Origin of the sequence: Blautia sp. MCC269 (assembly GCF_018785655.1) — a bacterium.
Lineage (GTDB): Bacteria > Bacillota > Clostridia > Lachnospirales > Lachnospiraceae > Blautia_A.
The window spans coordinates 235,207-259,062 of sequence record NZ_WQQE01000038.1 but is presented as its reverse complement, the minus strand read 5'-3'; the positions used below and the strand labels follow the sequence as shown (position 1 = coordinate 259,062).

Annotated in this window: 26 protein-coding genes; 19 read left to right on the top strand and 7 right to left on the bottom strand. The window is 46.0% G+C overall.

Features of this window, described 5'->3' with window-relative positions:
• Window positions 1–8 precede the first annotated feature (8 nt).
• From GPK88_RS12710 to GPK88_RS12680, 7 genes are all read left to right on the top strand, one after another.
• Window positions 9–2,063 carry an LTA synthase family protein gene (locus tag GPK88_RS12710; protein WP_148448930.1) on the top strand — a complete coding sequence of 685 codons (2,055 nt, stop codon included), beginning with the start codon at window positions 9–11 and terminating at the stop codon, window positions 2,061–2,063.
• A gap of 129 nt (window positions 2,064–2,192) precedes the next feature.
• Window positions 2,193–3,491, top strand: coding sequence for a bifunctional folylpolyglutamate synthase/dihydrofolate synthase (locus tag GPK88_RS12705; protein ID WP_173772042.1), 1,299 nt, complete (start codon window positions 2,193–2,195; stop codon window positions 3,489–3,491).
• Complete coding sequence (locus GPK88_RS12700) at window positions 3,488–3,640, top strand: hypothetical protein (RefSeq protein ID WP_021977044.1); 153 nt, start codon at window positions 3,488–3,490, stop codon at window positions 3,638–3,640. The genes GPK88_RS12705 and GPK88_RS12700 overlap by 4 nt, the downstream gene beginning before the upstream one ends.
• Before the next feature lie 10 nt (window positions 3,641–3,650).
• Complete coding sequence (locus tag GPK88_RS12695; RefSeq protein ID WP_148448934.1) at window positions 3,651–4,994, top strand: hypothetical protein; 1,344 nt, start codon at window positions 3,651–3,653, stop codon at window positions 4,992–4,994.
• 105 nt (window positions 4,995–5,099) lie between these two features.
• Window positions 5,100–5,459, top strand: coding sequence for an anti-sigma factor antagonist (locus GPK88_RS12690; protein ID WP_148447516.1), 360 nt, complete (start codon window positions 5,100–5,102; stop codon window positions 5,457–5,459).
• Window positions 5,443–5,868, top strand: a complete 426-nt coding sequence (spoIIAB, locus tag GPK88_RS12685; RefSeq protein WP_148447514.1) for an anti-sigma F factor — start codon at window positions 5,443–5,445, stop codon at window positions 5,866–5,868. The genes GPK88_RS12690 and spoIIAB overlap by 17 nt, the downstream gene beginning before the upstream one ends.
• 2 nt (window positions 5,869–5,870) lie before the next feature.
• The gene (locus tag GPK88_RS12680; protein WP_148447512.1) at window positions 5,871–6,593 is read left to right on the top strand and encodes a SigF/SigG family RNA polymerase sporulation sigma factor; all 723 of its coding nucleotides are present in this window, start codon (window positions 5,871–5,873) and stop codon (window positions 6,591–6,593) included.
• 62 nt (window positions 6,594–6,655) lie between these two features.
• On the opposite strand, the gene GPK88_RS12675 is transcribed toward GPK88_RS12680, so the two are convergent.
• Window positions 6,656–7,153: a QueT transporter family protein gene (locus GPK88_RS12675; RefSeq protein WP_173762673.1), complete on the bottom strand. Its 498-nt coding sequence runs from the start codon at window positions 7,151–7,153 to the stop codon at window positions 6,656–6,658.
• 395 nt (window positions 7,154–7,548) lie between these two features.
• Here GPK88_RS12675 and rfbD point away from each other — a divergent pair, with 395 nt between their 5' ends.
• Together rfbD and GPK88_RS12665 are read left to right on the top strand one after the other, a co-directional pair.
• Window positions 7,549–8,400, top strand: coding sequence for a dTDP-4-dehydrorhamnose reductase (rfbD, locus tag GPK88_RS12670; protein WP_173762672.1), 852 nt, complete (start codon window positions 7,549–7,551; stop codon window positions 8,398–8,400).
• A 1-nt stretch (window position 8,401) separates the two neighbouring features.
• On the top strand, window positions 8,402–9,700 hold the full coding sequence (locus GPK88_RS12665; protein WP_173762671.1) for a dicarboxylate/amino acid:cation symporter: 1,299 nt from the start codon (window positions 8,402–8,404) through the stop codon (window positions 9,698–9,700).
• Window positions 9,701–9,837: 137 nt separating this feature from the next.
• On the opposite strand, the gene GPK88_RS12660 is transcribed toward GPK88_RS12665, so the two are convergent.
• The gene (locus tag GPK88_RS12660; protein WP_173762670.1) at window positions 9,838–10,755 is read right to left on the bottom strand and encodes a LysR family transcriptional regulator; all 918 of its coding nucleotides are present in this window, start codon (window positions 10,753–10,755) and stop codon (window positions 9,838–9,840) included.
• A gap of 237 nt (window positions 10,756–10,992) precedes the next feature.
• Between GPK88_RS12660 and GPK88_RS12655 the strand changes: the two genes are divergently transcribed.
• Together GPK88_RS12655 and GPK88_RS12650 are read left to right on the top strand one after the other, a co-directional pair.
• A complete protein-coding gene (locus GPK88_RS12655; RefSeq protein WP_173762669.1) occupies window positions 10,993–11,916 on the top strand; it encodes a ferredoxin-like domain-containing protein in 924 nt (307 codons plus the stop codon).
• 195 nt (window positions 11,917–12,111) lie between these two features.
• The gene (locus GPK88_RS12650; RefSeq protein WP_173762668.1) at window positions 12,112–14,094 is read left to right on the top strand and encodes a sodium-translocating pyrophosphatase; all 1,983 of its coding nucleotides are present in this window, start codon (window positions 12,112–12,114) and stop codon (window positions 14,092–14,094) included.
• 129 nt (window positions 14,095–14,223) lie between these two features.
• Here the strand turns inward: GPK88_RS12650 and GPK88_RS12645 are convergent, their stop codons facing one another.
• From GPK88_RS12645 to GPK88_RS12625, 5 genes are read right to left on the bottom strand one after another with little or no spacing between them, the layout of a single operon-like run.
• Window positions 14,224–14,850, bottom strand: a complete 627-nt coding sequence (locus GPK88_RS12645) for a stage V sporulation protein AA (protein ID WP_173762667.1) — start codon at window positions 14,848–14,850, stop codon at window positions 14,224–14,226.
• Window positions 14,851–14,874: 24 nt separating this feature from the next.
• The gene (locus GPK88_RS12640; protein WP_021977054.1) at window positions 14,875–15,231 is read right to left on the bottom strand and encodes a SpoVA/SpoVAEb family sporulation membrane protein; all 357 of its coding nucleotides are present in this window, start codon (window positions 15,229–15,231) and stop codon (window positions 14,875–14,877) included.
• Between the two features lie 2 nt (window positions 15,232–15,233).
• Entirely contained in the window at window positions 15,234–16,289 is a 1,056-nt protein-coding gene (locus tag GPK88_RS12635; RefSeq protein ID WP_148447504.1) for a stage V sporulation protein AD, read from the bottom strand.
• On the bottom strand, window positions 16,286–16,744 hold the full coding sequence (locus tag GPK88_RS12630; RefSeq protein WP_148447502.1) for a SpoVA/SpoVAEb family sporulation membrane protein: 459 nt from the start codon (window positions 16,742–16,744) through the stop codon (window positions 16,286–16,288). The genes GPK88_RS12635 and GPK88_RS12630 overlap by 4 nt, the downstream gene beginning before the upstream one ends.
• Before the next feature lie 41 nt (window positions 16,745–16,785).
• Complete coding sequence (locus GPK88_RS12625) at window positions 16,786–17,202, bottom strand: stage V sporulation protein AB (protein ID WP_173762666.1); 417 nt, start codon at window positions 17,200–17,202, stop codon at window positions 16,786–16,788.
• 192 nt (window positions 17,203–17,394) lie between these two features.
• Here GPK88_RS12625 and GPK88_RS12620 point away from each other — a divergent pair, with 192 nt between their 5' ends.
• The 8 genes from GPK88_RS12620 (at window position 17,395) to rplC (ending at window position 23,851) form a co-directional block, all read left to right on the top strand.
• Window positions 17,395–18,126, top strand: a complete 732-nt coding sequence (locus GPK88_RS12620) for a tRNA threonylcarbamoyladenosine dehydratase (protein WP_173762665.1) — start codon at window positions 17,395–17,397, stop codon at window positions 18,124–18,126.
• Window positions 18,127–18,180: 54 nt separating this feature from the next.
• Window positions 18,181–19,095, top strand: a complete 915-nt coding sequence (gene murB, locus GPK88_RS12615) for a UDP-N-acetylmuramate dehydrogenase (protein ID WP_330596956.1) — start codon at window positions 18,181–18,183, stop codon at window positions 19,093–19,095.
• Window positions 19,096–19,133: 38 nt separating this feature from the next.
• Complete coding sequence (gene rapZ, locus GPK88_RS12610; protein WP_148447496.1) at window positions 19,134–20,012, top strand: RNase adapter RapZ; 879 nt, start codon at window positions 19,134–19,136, stop codon at window positions 20,010–20,012.
• A 43-nt stretch (window positions 20,013–20,055) separates the two neighbouring features.
• Entirely contained in the window at window positions 20,056–21,012 is a 957-nt protein-coding gene (gene whiA, locus GPK88_RS12605) for a DNA-binding protein WhiA (protein WP_148447495.1), read from the top strand.
• Window positions 21,009–21,263: an HPr family phosphocarrier protein gene (locus GPK88_RS12600; protein WP_015526913.1), complete on the top strand. Its 255-nt coding sequence runs from the start codon at window positions 21,009–21,011 to the stop codon at window positions 21,261–21,263. The genes whiA and GPK88_RS12600 overlap by 4 nt, the downstream gene beginning before the upstream one ends.
• 142 nt (window positions 21,264–21,405) lie before the next feature.
• A complete protein-coding gene (locus GPK88_RS12595; RefSeq protein ID WP_148447493.1) occupies window positions 21,406–22,488 on the top strand; it encodes a hypothetical protein in 1,083 nt (360 codons plus the stop codon).
• A gap of 347 nt (window positions 22,489–22,835) precedes the next feature.
• On the top strand, window positions 22,836–23,153 hold the full coding sequence (gene rpsJ / locus GPK88_RS12590; RefSeq protein WP_015526916.1) for a 30S ribosomal protein S10: 318 nt from the start codon (window positions 22,836–22,838) through the stop codon (window positions 23,151–23,153).
• Between the two features lie 65 nt (window positions 23,154–23,218).
• The gene (rplC, locus tag GPK88_RS12585) at window positions 23,219–23,851 is read left to right on the top strand and encodes a 50S ribosomal protein L3 (RefSeq protein WP_118608611.1); all 633 of its coding nucleotides are present in this window, start codon (window positions 23,219–23,221) and stop codon (window positions 23,849–23,851) included.
• The last annotated feature ends 5 nt before the right edge of the window (window positions 23,852–23,856 follow it).

Sequence of the window (23,856 nt, the reverse complement as noted above, 5' to 3'; positions counted from 1 at the left end):
GTGTTTTAATGAAGTGGTGTAACTTTTTCAATAAGATTTCGCTGATACTTCAGGCTCTGGGATGTGCAGTCCTGTACTTTGTGATCGAGGCCATATGCAGGCACTCGTTCACAGAGGCATGGACCTACATGACCACAAAGCCGCTTGTATTTGCTTATAATACGGCGTTTATCTTTACGACTATGCTGCTTGTTTATCTCTTCCGAAAGAGAATTTTCTGGCGTATTTTTATTGGCAGCTTATGGCTGTTTCTGGGAATCGTAAACGGTGTTCTTCTTCTCAACCGTGTCACACCGTTTACAGGCCCGGATGTAAAGAACCTGACCGATGGCCTCAGCATTGCAAAGAAGTACCTGACACAGACCCAGATGACGATCGGTGCGGTACTTCTTGGCATTGCAGTTCTGATCCTTCTGATCATTCTGATAAAATCGCCGAAATACAGAGGCAAACTGAAATACAAGGTGAATATTCCGCTGGTTCTTGCTGGAATCCTTGCTTTTGGAGGAATCACACAGCTTGCTCTGGAAAAAAGAGTACTTTCCAATTATTTTGGAAACATTGCCATTGCTTATGAGGATTACGGATATCCTTACTGTCTGGCAACAACGATCTTCAATACCGGAATCAGTGCTCCAAGAGACTATTCCAAAAATGAGATCCAAAAGATCGAAAATTCCGAGGAGAACCTTCCGGAAACAAAAGACGGAAGCCATCCGAATATCCTGTTTTTACAGCTGGAGTCCTTTTTTGATCCCACACTGGTAAATTATCTGGATATTTCCGAGGACCCGATCCCGAATTTCCGGAAACTGATGGAAGAATATTCTTCCGGTTATTACAAGGTTCCGTCTGTAGGAGCCGGAACGGCCAATACAGAGTTTGAGTCCATTACCGGAATGAGCCTTCATTATTTTGGCCCGGGTGAATATCCTTATAAGAGTATTCTTAAGGAAACCACCTGTGAGAGTGCTCCGTATGTGCTGAAAAATCTGGGATATACCACACACGCCATACATAACAATGAGGCGAATTTCTATGGAAGAAGAAGCATTTTCCCGAATCTGGGATTTGATACCTTTACTTCCGCTGAGTATATGAAGGATGAGAATCAGAAGAACCCGCTGGGCTGGACCAAGGACAGCGTGCTTACTGATGAGATCATCAAATGTCTGGATTCCACAGAGGGCCCGGATTATGTATACACTATTTCCGTACAGGGACATGGGGATTATCCGTCTGAACCGGTACTGGAAAATCCGGAGATCACAGTTTCCGGTGCACCTACCGAGGAACTGAACAACAAGTGGGAGTACTACGTAAACCAGATTCATGAGATGGATAATTTTGTCAAAGAGCTGACAGATAAGCTCGCCGATTATCCGGAGGATGTGGTTCTGGTTATGTACGGTGACCATCTGCCGACCATGGGACTGACTGTGGAGGATGTGGATAACAAATATCTCTTCCAGACAGAGTATGTGATGTGGGATAATTTCGGACTTAAGAAAAAGAAAGAGAATCTTGCAGCATACCAGATGGCAGCAGAGGTTATGGACCGCGTGGGTATCCATGAGGGAAATATTTTCAAATATCATCAGGCAAGAAGAAACACCAAGAATTATCAGGTGGATCTGGAAACATTGCAGTATGACCTTCTCTATGGAAAACAGTATTCCTACGACGGAGAGAATCCTTTTGAGCGTACCAAGATGCGTATGGGAATCTATGATACCACACTGGATTCCATTCAGGTTGTGTCTGAGACGGACCATACCTATTATATTCAGGGAACCAACTTTACGCCGTCCAGCCAGGTGAAGATCAACGGAGAATGGTACGATACGGTTTACGTGAATCCGACCAAGCTGATCATTACCGGAAAAGAACTGGATGATTTTGACCGGATTTCGGTAGTGCAGCGAAGCAACAGTTCCACCAGAAAGGCCATGACCAAGAGCCATGACCGTGCTGTTTATGCACTGCTCTCTGACAGTAAGTGGAAACTTGACAGCGAAAAAAGCAGCACAGAAAACACATCCGATACAAAAAATGTCGGATAAAATATTACGATTAGGACTGGACATCTTCCACCACTATTATATAATGGTATCGTAACGGACAGGAGGGGAGAAATTTTTCTCCCCGAAAGTTCCTTACGAATACATTATAGATAAGTGATGGTTTTTTTTATGAATTACGAAGAAGCAGTTGCGTATATTGAAGACATACCAAGATTTACAACCAAGAACAGTCTGGACCATACCAGAGAATGTTTAAGAAGACTTGGAGATCCACAGAAGAAATTCCGTGTGATCCATGTAGCAGGAACAAACGGAAAGGGAAGTACCTGTGCGTTTATCACATCGGTCCTTCGGGAAGCAGGATATTCCTGTGGACTTTTTACATCTCCCCATCTGGTGGAGATCAATGAGCGATTTCAGATCAATGAGGAAGTGATTGATGACGATACCTTCCTTCGTGCCTTTGAGAAAGTAAAGACACTTTCCGATGAGCTGGTTGCGGAAGGAAGTTATCATCCGACCTATTTTGAGACACTTCTTCTGATGGGAATGGTGATCTTTGCAGAAGCCGGTGTAGATTATGTAACACTGGAGACAGGACTTGGCGGACGTCTGGATGCTACCACAGCAGTGGAGAATCCGGCGGCCTGTGTGATCACTTCCATAAGCCTCGACCATATGCAGTACCTTGGAAATACCGTTTCCGAGATCGCGGGAGAGAAGGCGGGGATCATGGTGCCGGGCGTTCCGGTGATCTACGATGGAAATGATCCGGATGCGGCGCGCGTGATGCGTGAGCATGCAGAAACCTTAGGATGTCCTTATTATGAGCTGAAGCGGGAAGATACCAGGATCCATGAAATTACAAAAGATGGAATTAAGTTTTCTCTGAAAGATGAGGCTTATGGAGATACCGTATTTGATATTCCTTTTATCGCACGTTATCAGGTTATGAATGCGGCCCTTGCGGTAAAAACCATTCAGGTTCTGGAAAATCAGATTCCGGTATCACTGGAAGCTCTGAAAGCCGGTATGGCCAAGACACGTTGGCAGGGCAGAATGGAGACCGTTCTCCCAGGTGTGATCGTGGATGGTGCACATAATGAAGACGGCGTGGAGAAGTTTGTGGAGACTGCGGAACATTTCCAGAAGGAATTTCCGCTGACCCTGCTGTTTTCCGCAGTGGACGACAAAGATTATACAGATATGATCCGTACGATCTGTACACGTATCCGTTTCCGCCATGTGATTGTCACACAGGTAGGAGGATACCGTAAAGTTCCGGTGGAAGAGCTTGCAGAAATCTTCCGTAAAGACGGAGTACCGGAAGTAGAAGCAGTGGAGGATGTTCCGACAGCGTTTGAACAGGCAGTTAAGGAAAAAGGCGAAGATGGCATGCTGTTCTGTGTGGGCTCCCTTTATCTGGTCGGGGAAATCAAGGCTGTGATCAGGAGGAAAAAATTATGATCGATTATGAAGAGGAACTGAAGAAATTTGAACCATGTCTGGATGTGGCAGATGTAGAAGGTGCAATCTATGACCGTGAGATCACAGATATCATGGATGTGCTTCAGGAGATGCTGCGGGAGGTCAAGAGCAACAGACGTGTAAGATAAGGAGACATGAATGAACTGCATAAACTGTGGAGCGTTCCTGACAGATACAGACCTGGATTACTGTCCGCACTGCGGAGCCAATGTGTTGATCCAGAAGAAAGTGGATTACCTTTCCAAGCTTTATTATAATCAGGGCCTGGAAAAAGCAAGTATCCGAGATCTGTCCGGGGCGATCAGCTGTCTGAAGCAGAGCCTTGCCTATGATAAACGAAATATCCGTGCGAGAAACCTTCTTGGCCTGGTGTATTTTGAGACCGGTGAGGTGGTTGCGGCACTGAGTGAATGGGTTATCAGCAAGAATATTCAGAAGAACCGAAATCTGGCTTCAGAATATATTGCCAAGCTTCAGGCAAATCAGAATAAACTGGATACAATCAATGAGAGCATAAAAAAATACAACAACGCGCTTGCCATGTGCAGAGAAGGGCATGAGGATATGGCGGCTATCCGCCTGAAAAAGATTCTTTCCCAGAATCCTAAGCTGATTAAGGGCTATCATCTTCTCGCATTGATTCAGATGAAGAATCAGGAGTGGAACAAGGCGAGAAGAACGCTGAAAAAAGCGGCCAGAATTGATAAAACCAATACAACTACCTTACGTTTCCTGCGGGAGGTAGATGAGCAGACCGGTGTTACCACAAAAATAGAAAAAAAACGGAAAGGTCTTTTCGGCAATGAGAAAGCAGAGAATGATAACATTTCCGGTGAGATTGTTGTAAGGCCGTCTTCTTATAAAGAACGGTCCAGAGTATCGCTGTTTTTTACCATGGTTCTGGGATTTGCGGCAGGTGCGGCGGCATTCTGGCTTCTGGTACTGCCAGCTGTGAAGCAGGATATTTACCGTGAGGCAAACCAGCAGATCATCCAGTACAGCGATTCCCTTTCCAGCCAGAGTGTAGAGCTTACCAAGGCGCAGGGGGAAGCTGCCGAGTCTAATGATACGGCCGATGCGGTTTCCAAGCAGGTGGAAGAAGAGAAGAAGAGAAGTCAGAGTTATGAGGCACTGTTTTCCGCTTATACAGCTATGCAGCAGGAAGACCTGGATACAGCAGCGCTTCAGATTCAGAATGTGTATGTGGATACGCTGTCTGATTCAGCAAAGGGTGTTTACAACACCATATGCGAGAGAACCGGAGTGAGCGGAATTTCGTCTTCTGACAGTACGGACAGTACCGGTGACAGTTCTACAGACAGCACCGGAAGTACAGATAACGCAGAGGGTGCGGATTCCACACAGAGTGCACAGGGGGATTCCGGAAATTATGATGATTCCGGAGATTACAGTGATGAGTACAGCAGTTACGATGAAAGCGGATACGATGACTCATCCTACAATGATGGATATACAGAATAAAACATACAGGGAAAAACCTCGGAGAAGGGGAATGTGCTTCGGTACATTCCCCTTTTTGTGTTTGCAAGAAAAGGTATAAAAATCGAAAAAAGGGGGAAGAATAAAATGGCAGCAGGGTTTGAAAGGTCGGGGACAGTTCTCACGGTACATCTTCCGACAGAACTGGATCATCCGGTTTCCGATGAGATTCGAAGAGAATCAGACCGTATTATTGGACATGAATATATAAAAAATATGATTTTTGACTTCTCAGAGACTGTTTTTATGGACAGTTCCGGCATTGGCCTTCTTATGGGACGGTACCGGGCATTGGGAATGAGAGGGAAATGTGTGCAGGTAATGAATGTAAACAGTCATATTGCAAAGCTTTTGCGTCTTTCCGGAGTCGGCAGATATATTGATATCTGCAAAACACAGGAAGCAGCAGAAGAACAGGAGGGTGTATATCATGGAAAACACAAATGAAATGACAATCATCTTTGACAGCAGGCCGACAAATGAAGCACTGGCCAGAGTGGCAGTGGCTTCATTCTGTACGCAGCTGAATCCTACGCTGGAGGAAGTTTCGGATCTGAAGACTGCAGTATCGGAAGCTGTGACAAACTGCATCATCCACGGGTATGAAGGAGAGGTACATAAGATTCAGGTAGATTGCCGGCTGAGCGGGCAGGAGCTTACTGTGGATGTGATTGATCATGGAGTGGGAATTGCGGATATCCAAAAAGCCATGGAACCCATGTTTACCACAAAACCGGACAAGGACCGTTCCGGTATGGGATTTACCTTCATGGAGGCATTTATGGATGAAGTTCTGGTGGAATCAGAAGTGGGACGTGGAACAACTGTGCACATGAAAAAGATCATCAGGAGGTAACTATGGATCGTACTCTTGCCCTCATCGGGCGTGCACACCAGGGGGATAAAGCGGCAAGAGATCTTTTGTTTGAGGAAAATACAGGGCTGATATACAGTGTGGCAAAGCGTTTTTTGGGACGTGGGGTGGAGATGGAGGATCTATTCCAGATCGGCAGCATCGGACTTCTGAAAGCTGTGGATAAGTTTGACATGTCCTATGATGTGAAATTTTCCACCTATGCAGTTCCCATGATCATCGGAGAGATCAAACGTTATCTCAGGGACGACGGGATACTGAAGGTAAGCCGTTCTCTGAAGGAAAATCACTACCGGATCTATCAGGTGAGAGAAGCACTGACGCGCCGGCTGGAGCGGGAACCTACGACGGGGGAAATGGCAGCGGAAATGGGAATTTCCATAGAAGAACTGGTAATGACTATGGAATCCGGTGCAGAGGTGGAATCTCTTCACAAAACGATCTATCAGGGTGAGGGAACGGAGATTTCTCTGATGGACAAGCTCCCGGAAAAAGAAAACCTGCAGGAAAAAGCGTTGAACCGGATTTTTCTGGAAGAAATGCTGGGGTCACTGGAAGCAAAGGAACGGAAACTCATTTATATGCGATATTTTCAGGATATGACCCAGACGGAGATCGCCCATGAGCTTGGCGTATCCCAGGTACAGGTATCCAGAATGGAAAAGAGGATCCTGCGCAGTCTGCAGGAATCCGTAGAGAAAAAATAAAAGGGAGCCATGAGAAATGCTGCTGTTTTCTCATGGCTCCCTTTTGTGGGCAGCAGGTTCGATCAGACTGCTGCTTTTTTATGAAAAAGTACATTTTTGTATTTGGAAAGTGCTCCAAGAAGGATCATACCGATCACACCGGCTGAGATAAATTCGCCGGCTCCTACTGTGAGCATCATAAACGGGATAGGAAGATTGATGCCGTATCCGTAACGAAGCACAAGAGGAACGATCACAATGTTGGAAACGATCGGCGGGATCGGGGCTGTCCATCTGCCTGTATTGCGAAGCTTGTAGGTAAAGAATGCACCGATGAGTGTGGCAATGCTTCCGAAAATGATATCAACCGGAATCGCACCGCCAAGAAGATTGGCGATGATACATCCCACGAATAGTCCCGGGATGGCAGCCGGTGTGAAGAACGGAAGCACAGTCAGCGCCTCGGAAAACCGGATCTGAACTTCACCGAAGCTAAGTGGTGCGAATACCAGTGTCAGGACAACATATACAGCTGCAATGGCAGCTCCCTGTACCAGAAAATGAGTACCTTTGTTTTTCATATTTTTTATTCTCCTTTAGTTTTGTTTTACGAGTGGAAGGTCACGAACACTCGGCACATTTATAGGCGGTGACCGCCTTGTAAGCCCTGTACGACCTTGGTTTTTTCGGGCTTTTGCAGCGAAACTGAGTATAGCATACGAGGCGTGGAAATGCAAGGTACGATCCTGACTATTTGATGACTCTGGCCTGTGTGGACAGCCCCTGGCTCTGAAGCAGGACCAGACAGAAGCAAAGGAAACAGGAACCTTATGGAAACAGGGGCTTTTTTCTTGACAGCTTTTTGTGATATTGATAAAATATATTTCAGTATATAGGTTAAAGGGGCATTGGTTTTGATCTAAATCAATGTCTCTTTATTTATGTATCACACACATTATACCAGGGAGGTAGAAAGATGTTAAAAGTATGGATCGTAGGTGCCAACGGACAGATCGGACGGGCACTGAATGATGTTCTGGATCCAATGCAGATCGAGACTCTGAACACAGACCTTGATGAGCTGGATATCACAGACACAGATGAAGTGATCAACTTCGGTTCCATTAACCGTCCGGATGTGATCATCAACTGCACCGGTATCACAGATACCGATGAGTGTGAGAAGAATCCGGAACATGCATACCGTGTCAATGCACTGGGAGCAAGGAACTTAAGTATCGTGGCAAGAAAATGCGGCGCAAAGATCGTACAGCTTTCCACAGATGATGTTTTCGACGGAAAGAGCAAAAAACCGTATACAGAGTTTGACGATACCAATCCGCTGACTGTTTACGGCCGTTCCAAGAGAGCAGGGGAGAACTATGTAAAAGAGTTCACACACAAACATTTCATTATCCGAAGTAACTGGGTATATGGAAAAGGCGGAAACAATTTTGTAAACCGTGTGCTGGAGACAGCGGAAAAAGGCCAGGCGCTTTCTGTTGCTTCTGACCAGTTCGGATCACCGACCAGTGCCAAAGATCTGGCAAGAATGATCCTGTATCTTATCGATACCAACGAATATGGAACTTATCACGTAACCTGCAGCGGTGTATGCAACCGTTATGAGTTTGCAACAGAGATCCTTCGCCTTGCAGGAAAGGAGATCGAACTGAGATCCGTGCCGACAGAGCAGTCAGATCTTTCTTCTGTCAGACCGCCTTATGCAGTCCTTGATAATTTTATCCTCCGTATCATTGAAGTGTATGACATGCCGGACTGGAAAGCATCACTGAAAGAATATATGGATGAAAGAACGGAGGACTAGGATGAAAGAGAAAAATATAAAAGAGAAAACACAGCAGAAAAAGAAAATGGGTCTTACCACGAAGATCTTTGTGGCGCTGATCGCAGGTGCGATACTGGGAATCATTCTCTGTTACCTGGTTCCGGACAGCAGCTTCAAGAAAGATGTGATCGTGGAAGGAATCCTTTATGTAATCGGACAGGGATTTATCCGTCTGATGAAAATGCTGGTTGTACCGCTGGTATTCTGTTCCCTTGTCTGCGGAAGTATGTCCATCGGTGATACCAAGAAGCTTGGAACCGTAGGTGTGAGAACACTGGTATTTTATCTGGCGACTACAGCTCTGGCTGTTTCTGTTGCCCTGACTGTAGGTAATCTGATCAATCCGGGTGTGGGACTGGATATGAGCTCTATTCAGTCCTCCGCTTCCTCTGTGGAGACTATGGAGGCTACATCTCTTACAGATACTATCCTGAACATCATCCCGGACAATCCCATCAATTCTCTGGCAAGCGGAACCATGCTTCAGGTTATCGTATTTGCCCTGATCGTGGGTGTGATCCTTGCGAAAATGGGAGAGCGCGCAGAGACAGTAGCGAACTTTTTCAGCCAGTTCAATGATATCATGATGGAGATGACCATGATGATCATGGCACTTGCACCGATCGGTGTATTCTGCCTTATCAGCAGAACCTTTGCAAACATCGGTTTCAGTGCATTTATCCCGCTGGCAAAATATATGATCGGTGTTCTCCTTGCACTGGCGATCCAGTGCTTCGGCGTATACCAGATTCTGCTGAAGGTCTTCACAGGACTGAATCCGATAAAATTCATCAAGAAATTTTTCCCGGTTATGGCATTTGCGTTCTCAACAGCTACATCCAATGCCACGATCCCGATGTCCATTGATACCCTGTCCAAGAAAGTAGGTGTTTCCAAGAAGATTTCTTCATTCACCATTCCTCTTGGAGCTACCATCAACATGGACGGTACCTCTATCATGCAGGGTGTTGCCGTAGTATTTGCGGCACAGGCTTTTGGTATCCACTTAAGTCCGATGGATTATGTGACAGTTATCGGAACTGCAACCCTTGCTTCCGTAGGAACTGCCGGTGTACCAAGTGTTGGTCTTGTTACCCTGACTATGGTATTTAACTCTGTAGGTCTTCCGGTTGAGGCCATTGGTCTGATCATGGGTATTGACCGTATCCTGGATATGACCAGAACAGCGGTTAACATTACCGGTGATGCAGTCTGCACAACCATCGTTGCACATCAGAACGGTGCGCTGGATAAAAAAGTATTTAACGAATCCAATTAGCATCCGGTTCAGGAAGAGATCCGCTCCTGTCGCGGATAATATAAAAATGAAAAACGGCTGTACATATCACATTAGAGCGGTATGTACGGCCGTTTTTTCATCGAAATTAAATATAGAGTAGGCATCCTGCGGGATGCCTATTCCTGTTCCAGAACCCCCATAACCGACGGCAGTTCCAGATGCTGGTAGGTATGGAGAATCTTTTCCAACTCAAAAATGGCAGAGGTGAGAAATTTGTTCTTGTGATAGACCAGTTTGAATTTTCGGTTCCATTCCCCGGCTTCGTTGTAGAAGACCCGGACTGAACGGTGGCGGATCTCCTGATGCATCAGGCGGATGGACATGACGGAGAGCATCTGGTTATACAGCACTGCGTTCATCAGAGCCTGGGGACTGTTGGCTTCCCAGGCAGTCCGGATCTTAAGGCCATGGCGAAGGGTATAATCCTCAAAAAGCTGCCTGGTACCGCTGCCATATTCACGGACCGCAAATTTCTGGTCATTCAGTTCCTGGACATGGATGCGGCCTCTGCGGTAAAAGGGATGTTTTTTTCCGGCGGCAAGGACCAGGCAGTCGTCGATGATGGGAAGAACGATAAGATCCGGAGAGTGGATCTCACCTTCTACCACAGCAGCGTCCAGTTCTGAGCGGAGAAGTTTCTGCTCGATGTTCTTGGTGTTGGTGACAAAAGAGTAAACATCCAGATCCGGAAATTTTTTCTGCAGATCCAGGATAATGGACGGTGTCAGGCAGGTTCCAACCGTGAGGGTGGAACCAAGCTTCAGGGTGGAAGACTGCCCCTGATTCTGCATCAGTTCCTCCAGCTGCTGAAACTGCCGGATCATTTCCCGGGCATGTGGAAGAAGCAGTTTTCCACGGTCTGTGAGATAAAGTTTTTTTCCGAGGCGTTCAAAGAGAAGACCATTGTAATGGTTTTCCAGTTCCCGGATGGCCTGGCTGACCGTTGGCTGGGAAATATAAAGATGTTTGGCAGCGGCACTCATGGAGCCCTGTTCTGCAACGGCGACAAAAACAGTGAGATGGCGGATAGTCATGTGGGATTCTCCTTTTACTTACGATTCGATATATATAGGAAAAACCTATCGTTTTCATAAAATAATATCATTTTTCAAATATATCTTCAAGTGGTATAGTAGGAAGTGCGTGAAAACGATTTCAGAATGTTGCCGGTCACGGAGTGAACAGTAATTTCAGAATCACAATCACAGGATACATGGCATAGGTACCGGGGGAAGAGTAACGAAATGCCAGCAGGATCAGGAGGAGGAAATATGTCAGCATTAACGGTAAGCAAAGACGAAGAAAAAAGACTGAAAGGTCAGGGATTTTTAAATAACAGGGGGACGGATGAATTTTCTGCACGGGTGATCACTGTAAACGGAAAGGTGACAGCGGCACAGCACAGATGTATGGCGGAAGCAGCAGAGAAATTCGGCAACGGAAATCTTACCTACACGACCAGGCTTTCCGTGGAGATCCAGGGAATCCCCTACGAAAAGATCGAAGAGTTTCAGGAATTTATTGCGAAGGAAGGTCTGGAGACAGGAGGAACAGGAGCAAAGGTCCGACCGGTAGTATCCTGCAAGGGAACCACCTGTCAGTATGGACTTCTGGATTCCTATGGGATCTCCGAGAAGATTTTTGAGAGATTCTATAAGGGTTATCGCCAGGTTGCACTGCCTCATAAATTTAAGATCGCAGTAGGCGGCTGCCCAAACAACTGTGTGAAGCCAAATCTGAACGATGTGGGAATCATCGGACAGAGAATTCCACACTTTGACAGCGAGGCCTGCAAGGGCTGCAAAAAATGTGCCATCGAAGCTGCATGTCCGAATAAAGTTGCGAAGGTCGTTGACGGGAAGCTGCACATCGATGAGGAGCTTTGCAGACACTGCGGAAGATGTGTGGGAAAATGCCCGTTCCACTCCATTCCGGACGGTACCTACGGATTCAAGATCTATATCGGTGGACGCTGGGGAAAGAAAATTTCTCATGGAAAGGCCCTGAACCGGATCTTTACGTCAGAGGAAGAGGCGCTTGATGTTATTGAGAAGGCAATCCTGCTTTTTAAGGACCGGGGATTAAAGGGAGAACGTTTTGCCGAGACTATAGAACGAATTGGATTCGAAAATGCAGAAAAACAATTATTGGAAAAAAATCTTCTGGAAAGAAAAATGGAAATTTTGTCCAAATAGAGATATAAAAAACTTCCTATTATATAAGCTGTCTGAAACTGAAAAAATGCGAGCAATAATATAAAAAAATTTTATTTCATTTATATAAATTTTTATTATATCACAATATTAACAAAAAACTAAGTGAAAATTCTATTTGAAATATGCAAAATAATGTGATAAAGTATTAACAATACATGAACGGAGGTAAAAAGAGTGGAAAACTACATGTATTTGGTGCCGGTGGCAGCAGTACTGGCACTTCTGTTCGCAGCATACCTTGCAGCGAAGGTCAGCAAGCAGGATGCAGGAACAGACAGAATGAAGGAGATCGCAGGTGCGATCGCAGAAGGTGCCCGCGCCTTCTTAACAGCAGAGTACAAGATCCTGGTTATTTTTGTAGCCGTACTTTTTGTACTGATCGGAATCGGAGTTGGAAGCTGGGTAACAGCAATCTGCTTCGTAGTAGGTGCTCTGTTTTCAACAATCGCAGGATACTGCGGTATGACCGTTGCAACAAAGGCTAATGTAAGAACAGCAAATGCAGCAAAAGAGGGAGGAATGAACAAGGCTCTTTCCATTGCATTCTCCGGCGGTGCTGTTATGGGTATGTGTGTTGCAGGTCTTGGTGCACTTGGTGTCAGCGTTGTGTATATCATCACAAAGAACGTTGACGTACTTTCTGGATTCAGCCTTGGTGCTTCTTCCATCGCACTGTTTGCACGTGTTGGTGGTGGAATCTATACAAAGGCAGCTGACGTAGGAGCTGACCTTGTAGGTAAGGTTGAGGCTGGAATCCCGGAGGATGACCCTCGTAACCCGGCTGTTATCGCGGATAACGTAGGTGATAACGTAGGTGATGTTGCCGGTATGGGTGCAGACCTTTTTGAGTCCTATGTAGGATCTCTGGTATCTGCCCTTACACTTGGTGCGGTAGCCGGAGCAGTTTCCGGTGTTCTCTATCCGCTGGCTATTGCAGGCTGTGGACTGATCGCATCCATCATTGCAACATTCTTTGTAAAAGGTGATGATAATTCCAATCCGCAGAAAGCCCTCACAAGAGGAAGCTATGTATCTGCAGCACTTGTTATCATCGTGTCCTTGATCCTCAGCAAGATTCTCTTCGGAGACATGAAGGCAGCCATTGCTGTGATCGCAGGTCTTGTTGTCGGTGTCATCATCGGAAACATTACAGAGTATTACACATCTGCAGATTATAAACCGGTTCAGGGAATCGGCGAGCAGTCTGAGACAGGTGCAGCTACAACTATCATCAGTGGTATCGCAGTAGGTATGAAATCTACAGCATTCCCGATCCTGCTGATCTGTGTTGGTATTTTTGTAGCATACGGTGTGGATGGATTATACGGAATCGCTCTTGCAGCAGTTGGTATGCTTTCCACAACAGGAATCACAGTTGCCGTTGACGCGTATGGACCCATCGCTGACAATGCCGGTGGTATTGCAGAAATGTCAGGTCTGGATGAGTCAGTTCGTGAGATCACAGATAAGCTTGATTCTGTAGGTAACACAACAGCAGCTATGGGTAAAGGCTTCGCGATCGGTTCCGCAGCTCTTACAGCACTTGCACTGTTCGTATCTTACGCAAATGCAGTAGGCATGGATGCAATCAATATCCTTGCTCCTCGTGTTACAATCGGTATCTTTATCGGTGGTATGCTTACATTCCTCTTCTCAGCCTTCACAATGGAATCCGTTTCCAAGGCTGCTTACAAGATGATCGAGGAAGTAAGACGCCAGTTCCGTGAGAAACCAGGTATCATGAAAGGTACCGAGAAACCGGATTACAAATCATGCGTTGCAATCTCCACAACAGCAGCTCTTCACGAGATGATGCTTCCTGGAATCATGGCAGTCGTTGTTCCGGTTATCGTAGGTGTTGTTCTTGGTGTTGAGGCTCTTGGTGGACTTCTTTCCGGTGCTCTTGTAACAGGTGTACTGATGGCAATCTTCATGTCCAACGCAGGTGGTGCATGGGATAATGCTAAGAAATACATCGAGACAGGACATCATGGCGGAAAAGGCAGCGAGGCGCACAAAGCAGCCGTTGTCGGCGATACAGTCGGCGACCCGTTCAAAGATACATCAGGTCCGTCCATCAACATCCTGATCAAACTTATGACCATCGTGTCACTGGTATTTGCTCCTCTGTTCTTATCCATCGGAGGACTTCTGTAATCATTATTTCAGAAAAACAGTAAACCCATATTATATAAAAAAGCTCTTTGCAGAGAAATCTGTAAGGAGCTTTTTTGTGCGACAAGCGGCTGATCTGTACGGATAGGTCGTTGAATCCTGGATTAAGGCTCATGCTTCTTTTTCCGGATTTTCGGTCCGTTCTGCCTGTTCGATCAGTGTCTGGTTTACATCATCTTCATAGGTACGCATCTGTACCTGCATGGGTGTGGGATCATCGCTCAGTTTCAGATGTCCGAAATGATTAAAAAAGAGCAGTACACCAAGGCCGATCCCGACAGAGTAGGATAGCTCCAGAATGGTAAAACCGTCGGAGCTTTTTCCCATGACAAGGGTGTAAAACTGGTCAAAAAGGCTCCCAAGATCCACGTCATTGTTAAAAGTCATAATAGAAAAAGCGGCGCCGAAAAAGGAAACCAGGCATACAAAGAAGATTTTTACATACCGGAGAAGCTTTCCGGTGGCGGAACTGATGCGGTAGGTGATGATGAAATCCGTTTCTCCGATGGGAGAAATATCAACAGAGGGTTCCAGCTTCTGGATCTTTTTCAGAAGATCTGACACGGACATGACATAGCGTCCGGGCTTTGTTCCGTCCAGAACTATTACCGGCATGACCCGGAGCCGGTTGAGGATTTTGGGATTGCTCATGGAAAGGGCGGCAATGTCCTGAAGGTATACATGGGGATTTGTGACTTCGATGTTCTGGTCCAGCTGAAGATAAAGAGTATCACTCATGAGAAAAACTCCTTTCCTGAAACCTTATTTTTTCATCTTCGGACGGAAGAAGAAACTGGCCAGATAGGAGAAGATCAAAGCAGAGGAAACTCCGGCGGCACAGGCAGTAAAGCCACCTGTAAAAAGTCCCAGGATACCGTCTTCTTCAATGGCTTTTTTCATTCCTTCCCACAACACATGGCCGAAACCGATCAGGGGAACGGAAGCTCCGGCACCTGCAAAATCCACCAGCGGCTTGTAGATACCAACGGCACTTAATACGGCACCGCTGCACACCAGAAGTACCATCACGCGGCCAGGCATCAGCTTTGTTTTGTCCAGAAGGATCTGGATCAGGGCGCAGATGAGACCACCGAACCAGAATGCGTTGAAATAATCCATACTTACACCTCCATATGCTCAATGACAACTCCGTGGGCGATACCTGGAATACTGTCACCTTCGTTGAAACTTACCTTGGAAAGAAGGGCGCCTGTGGGCACAAAAAGAATCCGCTTCCATTCCCCGGATACAACTTTTGGAAGGATATAGGAGGCAAGGACTACGGCAGAACAGCCACAGCCGCTTCCTCCTGCGTGAGTATCCTGAGATGGATTGTCATAGATCAGGATTCCGCAGTCTTTATGAATGGGTGAGAGCTGGATGTTCTGTTCGGACAGAAGATCCAGGAGAATTTTTTGCCCGATGCTCCCCAGATCCCCGGTAAAGACGGCATCGTAATCCGAAGGCTTCCGCCCGAAATCTGAAAAGTTCCGGGCAATGGTGTCGCAGGCAGCAGGAGCCATGCAGCCGCCCATGTTCATGGAATCTTTGAGTCCGTAATCCATGACCCGGCCGGCCGTAAGTCCAGTGATGGCAGCGCAGCCGTTGCCGGAGCGCAGAGGAGATTTTTCCCCGGGAGGGGCTGTGTTCAGAATACAGGCGCCGCTTCCTGTTACAGTCCAGGTGGCAGAAAAGGGCCGCTGATTACCGTATCCCAGAGGAAAACGAAATTCTTTTTCCGCACTTGCAAAATGGCTGGAGGTGGCACATAAGACCCGGGTGCCGAAACCGGCGGTGAGAGCAAGGCAGCCGAGAGACAAGGATTCCCCCATGGTGGAGCAGGCGCCGTAAAGTCCGTAGAAAGGAATTCCAAGCCCGGCGGAACCAAAGCAGGTAGCTGCAGTCTGGGCAAGAAGATCTCCGGCAAACATCAGATGGATATCTTCGGAGTTTAATCCGGCTTTATTCATGGCAAGTGTGGCAGTTTCTTTCTGCAACGTACTTTCCGCGGATTCCCAGGTGTCACAGCCAAACATGGGATCTTCGCAGACCAGGTCAAAAAAATCTCCAAGAGGTCCATCGGCCTCTTTCTGGCTGACGATGGATGCGGCGCTTTCGATATAAAGGGGCTTTGAAAAGGCAATGCTGGATGCACCCAGACGAAGATTTCTGCTCATGATATCACCTCCAGGATTTTTAAGATATAATAGATCACACCTAAGGCCCAGGCGCTTAAGATACCGTAGAGGATTACAGGTCCTGCAATGGTAAAAATCTTGCATCCAATGCCGAAGACCTGTCCTTCTGCCCGGAACTCAATGGCAGATGCAGCCACGGAGTTAGCAAAACCGGTAATGGGAACAAGGCTTCCGGCACCGCCGAATTTTCCGATCTTCGGGTAGATCCCCAATCCTGTGAGAATAACACTTAAGAGGATGAGAAGTACAGAACACCAGGTTCTGGCATCGGAAGTGTCTGCACCGAGAGACTGTGAGATGTTGATAATGACCTGGCCAAGAAGGCAGATCAGTCCGCCCGTGAGAAACGCTTTTGCCATATTCAGGGGCAGACTGTGGGTGGGGGTAAGCTGTTTGACATATTGTTCGTATTTTTTTTCATCAATATTACGCATATGAAAGATCCTTTCGTAAGATGATAGAGAGGCGGTAAGGGTCACATCCAGCCTTTGGCGTAATAAAACAGGGAGCCAAGAGTTTTTCCGGCAGCAATGGAAACGATCACAAGGGAAAGTCCCTGGGTGAATTTCAGCCGCCTGGCAAAGACGGGAAAGACTTTTGCGATTTCCGCCAGTGCCAGAATCCAGCCGCCCAGAAAGATTCCGAAAAAGACTCCACAGACAGCCAGGAAAAAAGGCCCCAGCGGGATCCTGACCGGAAAGAGGGTGACGATAGTTCCGGCAACGGTTCCCAGAAGTGAACTGTCTTCATATAAAAAAATGCAATCAGCGGTGTGAGTGATGCCTGCATAGCGGGGAACAATGGAAAGGCCGATCAGAAGCCCGGAAACCCCTCCTGCCACGATGATACCGGCGCAGAAACCAGTGAAGCATAAAAATGCCTGTTGGAACATGGACGGAACCTCCTTTGTGGATTTCTATGGAAGTAGTATGAGTGAATATAAAATTTTTATGCGGAAATCTTAAAAAACAAGAATATCTGTACATTTTCTGACTTAGATAGTATAATAAAAAAGGCTATAGACAGCGGCGTACAGACGCTGTCTTTCTTAACCAGAAGAAAAAACAGTGTCAGGAGGACGGATATGCAGGATGCTTTTTCACGAATGGAAATGCTCGTTGGAAATACAGGTGTAAAAAAACTCAGCAGGGCGAAGATTGCAGTATTCGGTCTTGGCGGAGCCGGAGCTCAGGCAGCAGAGGCACTTGCACGCTGCGGTGTGGGAAGTCTGACACTGATTGACCATGAAAAAATTTCACTGACCAGTATCAGCAGCCAGATTCTTGCACTTCATTCTACAATTGGTATGAGCAAGGTGGAAGCGGCGAAGAAAAGAATCCGTGATATTGATGAGAATATTCTGGTGCATACCTACGAAACCTTTTATAATGAGGAGACGGCAGGAATGTTTGAGCTGCGCTCCTTTGACTATATTGTGGATGCGCTGGGGATTTTGTCCTCCAAACTGCTTCTGATCAGCAGGGCAGCAGAGGCGCGTGTACCGGTTATTTCCTGTATGGATATGGGAAATAAACTGGATCCGTCCAGACTTGAAATTGCGGATATCAGCAGAACGACGGTATGCCCGGTAGCTAAAGTGATGAAAATGGAATTGCGTAAACGTGGAATCAGGAAACTGAAGGTGCTGTATTCCAGAGAAAGGCCTACAAAGGAGAAGCTGTTCAGACGGAACAGAACGGCCGTGAAGCAGCCGATGGAAGGAAATATTTCGTTTGTCCTGGGAACGGCAGGAAATCTTCTTGCCGGGGAAGTGGCACGGGACATTCTGGCAGCGGGAACGACTTTACGCAGCTGAAAGAGAATATAGATGATACAGGAAATAAAACAGAAAGACTGAGGAACAGAAAAAGTGAATCAAGAAATCAGAAAAATGTTCTGCGATCTTCTTGGAGAAGACCGTGTTTTTACAGAAGAACTTATGAGCCAGCATACTACTTTTAAGATTGGAGGACCAGCCGATTATTTTCTGGTTCCTGAGAAAAGTGAGGATGTAGGAGCAATCGTCAGACTCTGCAAAAAAGAAGGAATTCCATATTTTATTCTTGGAAACGGAAGCAATCTTCTTGTTGGAGACGGCGGTTATCGTGGAGTAGTGATTCAGATCTACAAAAACATGTCTGCCGTAAAGACTGAGGGCACGACAATTACCGCACAGGCAGGGGCATTGCTTTCTGCAGTGGCAGCAGCTGCGAAGAATGCATCTCTTACAGGCTTTGAGTTTGCAGGAGGGATCCCGGGAACGATCGGCGGTGCGGCAGTGATGAATGCAGGTGCATATGGCGGGGAGATGAAAGATGTTCTCTGTGAGGTAACTGTGATGGACAAAGAGGGAGAGATTTTTTCCCTCCCTGCAGAAAAACTGGAACTGGGATACCGTACCAGCGTCATAAAAAAAGCAGGTTATATAGTTCTGGAAGCAAAGATTCAGCTGAAAGAAGGAGACCAGGAAGCCATCCGTGAAACCATGAAGGATCTGACTATCAGGCGTACAACCAAGCAGCCTCTGGAGTATCCAAGTGCGGGAAGTACATTTAAGAGACCGGAAGGTTATTTTGCGGGGAAATTGATTATGGACAGCGGGCTTGCCGGTTATCAGGTGGGCGGTGCCCAGGTTTCCGAAAAACACTGCGGATTCGTGATTAATGCAGGGGGCGCAACTGCAAAGGATGTCCGCACACTGATGGATAATGTAAGGGATATTGTATATAAGAAATACGGAGTTACTCTGGAACCGGAAGTGAAATTCCTGGGTGATTTCGAATAGGAATACAGGAAGAGAAAAGTGGGAAAGGAAGAGAGACTATGCGTTTTGTAATTGTTACAGGAGTTTCAGGAGCAGGAAAAACCGCAGCACTTAAAATGCTGGAGGATATGGGATATTTTTGTGTGGATAATCTTCCGATTCAGCTTCTGGAAAAATTTGCCTCCCTTCTTCCGGAAATGCAGAGTGAGAATGTAAGAAATGTGGCACTGGGAATTGATGCCAGGAGTGGAAGTGCCCTTGATGAGCTGGAAGTGGTTCTTGACCGTATGAAACAGACAGGATATGATTATGAAATTCTTTTTATGGATGCAGAAGATTCTGTCCTTGTGAAGCGTTATAAAGAATCGAGAAGAAGCCATCCGCTGGCAAGAACAGGAAGGGTGGATGAGGGAATCCGTCTGGAAAGGGAGATAACCGGATTCCTCCGCAAGCGGGCGGATTATATCATTGATACCAGCCACCTTCTTACAAGGGAACTCCGTCAGGAAATTGAGAAAATTTTTGTGGATGACAGAGAATTCAGCAACATTATGATCTCGGTTCTTTCCTTTGGCTTTAAGTATGGAATCCCGGCAGACGCGGATCTTGTTTTTGATGTGCGCTTTCTGCCTAATCCTTATTATGTGGATGAACTGCGGCCTCTTACAGGTCTGGATGATGCGGTATTTAATTATGTGATGGACAGCGATGTTGCGAGGGCGTTTGCGGATAAACTGGAAGATATGATTCGTTTTCTGATTCCCAATTATATAAAAGAGGGGAAAACAAGCCTTGTAATCGGCATCGGATGCACAGGCGGCAAACACCGCTCGGTTACCATTGCCAGAGAACTGTATTCCAGGTTGTCAAAAGCGGAGGATTATGGAATTCGTCTGGAACACAGAGATGCGGAGAAGGACAGACTTCTGAAAAAATAATGCAGGAAAAGCACTGCAGTGAAGATATAAAAGAGGGTTCGGGATGTCATTTTCAGGAAAAGTTAAAGAAGAGCTTGCAGGGCAGTTCAGTCCGGCGAGACACTGTCAGGTGGCAGAAATGGCGGCGTTACTCTGTGGCTGCGGTCATGTGGAAAATCTGCCGGACGGAAACAGAAAGCTGTGGATTCAGACAGAAAATGAAGCAGTTGCAAGAAAAAGCTTTACATTATTAAGAAAAACATTTAATATAGAGACAGCGATTGTTATCAGGGAGGGGTCCCATCTGAAACGGGGCAGGGTATATCTTGTAGAAGTTACAGATCCGGCCAGGGCAGAGGAAGTTCTGCAGGGAACGAAACTTTCCGTGGATAACAAAACCGGGTTACTTGAAATGGATAATTCGCTTGTAGTTCAGATGAGTTGCTGCAAGCGTGCGTTTATTCGCGGTACTTTTCTGTCGTCTGGTTCAATCAGCGATCCTGAGAAAGGATATCATTTTGAGATTGTATGTCCGGACAAGAGAAAAGCAGAACAATTACAGGGGATTATCCGCAGTTTTCACGTAGAAGCTAAAATTGTAGTGCGCAAGAAATCATATGTGGTCTATGTGAAAGAAGGCGCACAGATCGTTGACATGCTGGCAGTCATGGAAGCGAACGTAGCACTTATGAATCTGGAGAATATCCGGATTCTTAAGGAAATGCGTAATACAGTGAACCGGAAGGTAAACTGTGAGGCTGCGAATATCAATAAAACGGTAAATGCGGCAGTGAGACAGGTGGAAGACATACAGCTGATCAGCAGAACGGTCGGCTTTGAAAGTTTGAGCGATGCACTGGCTCAGGTGGCCAGGCTGAGGCTTAAGTATCCAGATGCCACACTGAAAGAATTAGGTATGATGTTGAATCCGCAGGTGGGCAAATCAGGTGTGAATCACCGGCTTCGTAAGCTGAGTGAGATCGCAGATGAGCTGCGGGAGAACAAGGAGGAGCTATTATGATTAAAAAACCAATCACTATCAACTTATCCACTGGACTGGAGGCAAGACCAGTAGCACAGCTTGTTCAGGTGGCAAGCCAGTTTAACAGTGAAATTTATGTTGAGATTGGCAAAAAAAGAGTCAATGCAAAAAGTATCATGGGGATGATGACGCTGGGACTTGACGCAGGTGAAGAGATCACACTGTCTGCCAACGGTGATGATGAGAATGCGGCAATGGAGAGCATTGAACAGTATTTAAGCAACCAGTAATCAATTTGGACAGAGCAGTTCACAGAACGGGAGATTCTGTGAATGAGGAATATAAAGGGATACAGACGGAAAGGAAGACCGATTCCCGCTGTATCCCTTTCCGCTTCAAGGCGCTTATTAATATGAAAGAGGAAGATTACCTATGTCAAAAGTATTGAAATTTATTGTACATCTTGTTGTGATATGTACTCTGATCTGTGTGCTGGGGCTTGTTCTTCCACCGTTTTTCGGAGTGAGAACTGTGATCGTGGATAAGTCCGACAGTGCGACGAACCTTCCGGTAGGTTCCGTTACATATGCAATTCCGGAGAAAAGCTCTGAAATCACAGTAGGTACACCGATTCTTGTTGAGAAAGATTCCAAGACATATAAATATACCATCACGAATATTGATGCATCCAAAGGAACAGGAACGGTTACAGATCAGTCTGTTTCTGGAGACAAGACACTTACAATCAAGGTTGGAGATTATGTTCCGAAGGTTGTCATTACCATTGGATATGTGGGATATCTGCTGGTTGCTACAGAAAGCATTGAAGGACTGATTATTCTCGGTCTGGTTGTTCTGTTTTTGATTATTCTTTATGTGATTGCGGAACTCTGGAAAAAAGAGCCGGAGGATGTGCAGGATGACATGGATGATCCGGAACCCGGATATGTAAAATCAAAAAAAGAACTGAAACGGGAAGAAAAAGAACGTGCCAGAAGAATGAAGGAAGAAGAAAAAGAAATCCTTCAGGAAGAGAAAGCGCGTAAACGTAAAAGCAAAAAAGCGGAGAAACGAAAAGTACGTACCGGTGGCTTTGTAGATGAGATTGATGAGGAGGATGTTACGGAACGTCCTGCTGGAAGAAAAGCTTCCGCAATGGCGCGTACAGCACAGACAGCAGCCAGTGAAGCACATGAGGAACTGAAGAAAGAGATTGCGGCAGCTACCTCAGAAGACCTGGAGGAAGCTCCGGCAGCAGAAAGAATACAGAGAAGGCAGCCGGAACCGAAAGCAGCCCGTCCGCAGCCAAGAAGAGCTGTAGAAGCAGGGGAGGAGGAAGAGGAACCGGTTACAATCGGAAGTCTTGCAATGCCGTCTCTTTCCGCAGCACAGCTGGCAAACCGTGTGAAGAAGGCCGGTGATGCACCGGATATCGTAAAAGATGATATCACAAACGTGACATTGTTCGATTACTCAGATATCATCAGCGGTGAAGCAGACGACATGGAAGAATAAATAACTACCTATTATATAAGAAAGAAACGGTTCAGAAATGAGCCGTTTTTTTCTTTTTTAAAAAAATTTAAAAAAATTAAAAAAAACACTTGCATTCTTAAAGATCATCGTATATACTAATCCTTGCTGTGACATTGATAGCTATGAAGCGCGAGGTTGCTACCACATTGGTAGGTTTTCCGTGGAGCGAATGTCAAGTTAGGAAACTGACGACAAGTCACTGTACAAAGTTCAATAACCATCTTGGGATGGGCGTGTGTGCAAATATACCATGACACACACGGAGATGTGTACAGTCGCCGCTTGTCGTACTGCTATATAAGTACGAATAGGAGGAGACTTTTTTTATGGCAAATCAGGTAATGAGAATCACATTAAAGGCATATGATCATCAGCTCGTTGATGCATCTGCAGCAAAGATCATCGAGACAGTAAAGAAGAACGGAGCAATGGTAAGTGGACCGGTTCCGCTTCCTACTAAGAAAGAGGTTGTTACAATCTTAAGAGCTGTTCATAAATACAAAGATTCCAGAGAGCAGTTTGAGCAGAGAACTCATAAGAGACTTATCGATATCCTGACACCAACTCAGAAAACAGTAGATGCACTTTCCAGACTGGAAATGCCGGCTGGTGTTCACATCGATATCAAGATGAAAAACCGCTAATAATGTCATTTGACATTAACTATATGATTACCGAATGGTAATCCGCTATAAGGAGGAAGAAAGAAATGAAGAAAGCTATTTTAGCTACTAAAGTCGGAATGACTCAGATCTTCAATGAAGATGGAATGTTAATTCCGGTAACTGTTTTACAGGCAGGTCCTTGCGTTGTAACTCAGGTTAAAACTGAGGAGAACGATGGATACACATCAGTTCAGGTTGGCTTCGGCGAGATCAGAGAGAAACTGGTCAACAAACCGGAGAAAGGCCACTTTGATAAAGCTGGTGTAGCTGTAAAAAGATTTGTAAAAGAGTTCAGATTTGACAATGCCGGCGAGTATGAGGTTGGACAGGAAATCAAGGCTGACATCTTTGCAGCAGGAGATCACATCGATGCTACTGCAATCTCCAAAGGTAAAGGTTTCCAGGGCGCCATCAAGAGACATGGCCAGTCCAGAGGACCTATGGCTCACGGTTCTAAATATCATCGTCATGCAGGTTCCAACGGCGCTTGCTCCGATCCGAGCAAGGTTTTCAAAGGAAAACATATGCCAGGTCACATGGGACATGTTCAGGTAACTGTTCAGAATCTTGAGATCGTACGTGTAGATACAGAGAATAACTTACTGTTAGTTAAAGGTGCTGTTCCAGGACCTAAGAAATCTTTGGTTACAATCAAAGAGACAGTAAAGTCCTTATAATAGGA